At 70.7% G+C, this 1,799-nt stretch carries 3 protein-coding genes; all 3 read left to right on the top strand.

Annotation, left to right across the window (positions count from 1 at the left end; translation table 11 throughout):
* The first annotated feature begins 172 nt into the window (after window positions 1-172).
* The gene (locus AC07AL_RS38530) at window positions 173-1,006 is read left to right on the top strand and encodes an XRE family transcriptional regulator (RefSeq protein WP_478319567.1); all 834 of its coding nucleotides are present in this window, start codon (window positions 173-175) and stop codon (window positions 1,004-1,006) included.
* An 11-nt stretch (window positions 1,007-1,017) separates the two neighbouring features.
* Complete coding sequence (locus AC07AL_RS38525) at window positions 1,018-1,368, top strand: ASCH domain-containing protein (RefSeq protein ID WP_478319566.1); 351 nt, start codon at window positions 1,018-1,020, stop codon at window positions 1,366-1,368.
* A gap of 103 nt (window positions 1,369-1,471) precedes the next feature.
* The gene (locus AC07AL_RS38520; RefSeq protein WP_478319565.1) at window positions 1,472-1,708 is read left to right on the top strand and encodes a GNAT family N-acetyltransferase; all 237 of its coding nucleotides are present in this window, start codon (window positions 1,472-1,474) and stop codon (window positions 1,706-1,708) included.
* The last annotated feature ends 91 nt before the right edge of the window (window positions 1,709-1,799 follow it).

Below are 1,799 nucleotides of genomic sequence, written 5' to 3'. Positions count from 1 at the left end.
GCTCCACCAAGCCCCACTCGGCATCGGAGAGTTCATGGCGACGTATCACCACACCATGATCCACTAGCCAAGATCACTTTGACGACACTGCCTAGGCGCCGGGACGCTCGACCACCTGGACCTCGCCGTCACCGACTTCAACGACGCCTACTCCATCAAGCCCCCGCAGCAGGTGTTCACCGAAGCGCTGGACTACCGCCGCAAGGTGGACGCGCTGCTGAAGGCCAGGCACACCCACGAGCAGGGCCGCGAACTGCTCGCCTACGCCGGGTGGCTCTCCGAACTCCTCGCCTGGCTCGCCCACGACCTCGGCAGCCCCCGTACCGGCCTCGCCTTCGCCAACGACGCCTTCATCCACGGCCGGCAGGCCGGCCACGGCGAGCTGTGCGCCTGGGCCATGGACGCCGCCGCCTCCATCAACCTCTACGAACACCGCGCCGACCGGGCACTCAACGCCGCCCGCCGCGGCCTCGCCCAGGCGCCGGCCACCCACCCGCTCACCGTCCGCCTCCACGCCCAGGCCGCCCGCGCGGCGGCGGCGGACGGCGACGCCGACGGCTTCACCGCCTCCCTGCGCGCCGCCGAGGACGCCCACAAATTCCTTCCCTCCCGCATGGCCTACCGCTTCGGCCTGGACCCGCTACCCCTGGCCGACTACGCCCTCACCTCCTACCCGGCCACCGCCTGCATCTGGCTCGAACGCTCCGACGAGGCACGCCGGCACGCCGAACACGCCCTGCAGATCTACGAGTCCGCCCCGGCCGCCTCCCGTTCCCCCAGCCGCGAGGCCATCGCCCGCATCGACCTGGCCCTCGCCCACGCCCAACTCGGCGCGCCCGACGACGCCGTCGCTCTGGGCACCGAAGCCCTCGGCTCCGACCGCGTCGTCGACTCCGTGCGCAACCGAGCCGCCGACCTCACCGCCTGCCTCACCCGCCGCTACCCCGGTCACGGCGCCGCCGGCGACCTGCACGAGCGCCTGACCGCCCTGTCCACCCCGGCCTAGAAGGGAAGTCCATGCCCGAACAGGACCGCGTCATCCAGATCCGCCGGCCCTACCTCGACCTGATCGCCCGCGGCACCAAGACGATCGAGGTCCGCGTCGGCTACCCGAGCATGCGCAGAATCCACCCCGGACAGGCCTTGGTCTTCGAGTCCGGCGAGACCCGCTGCCGAACCCAGGTCGTCAAGGTCGCCGAATACGAGTCCTTCGAGGCGATGCTCGACGCCGAGGACAACGAGGCGATCGGCAGCGAGGGCATGAACCGTGCCGAACTCCTCACGGCCTGCCGCGAGATCTACCCGCCGCAGAAGGAGGCGCTCGGCGTTCTCGCGATCCACCTCCGCCTCCATCCCGCCGGGAGGTGACAACACGCCCGCCGAACAGTGCCCCGTACGGCCGGACACCCCGACACGCCGGATCACCATTCCCACCCGGAAAGACACCATGGACTCCCCCACAATGCCGCAGGTGTCCCTGCAGCACCACGGCGCCGACGACACCGGCGCCATGCTCGACTCCCTCGCCGACATCTGGGCCGACGCCCACACCGGTGACGACGACGTCGCCCAGGCCGGATTCACCCCCGAGACCCTGCGCCGCCAGATCACCGCGCACACCCGCCACGACGGCTTCACCCTGATCACGGCCTCCTCCGACGGCTGCCCCGTCGGCTTCGCCTACGGCTTCCGCTGCAGCCCCGGCTAGTAGGGCTTGGTCAGGTTTGTATGGATGTGGGTATGTCGCGGTGGCAGGTGGGGCAGGCGCCGGCCCAGGTTGCGAGGAGGAACTGCATTTC

This window comes from Kitasatospora sp. NPDC043949, assembly GCF_056435365.1.
This window is presented reverse-complemented; position numbering and strand designations above follow the sequence as displayed.

Bases quoted from the DNA above. Each gene is read 5' to 3' on its own strand.
- AC07AL_RS38525 (WP_478319566.1), top strand. From the start codon at position 1,018: ATGCCCGAACAGGACCGCGTCATCCAGATCCGCCGGCCCTACCTCGAC.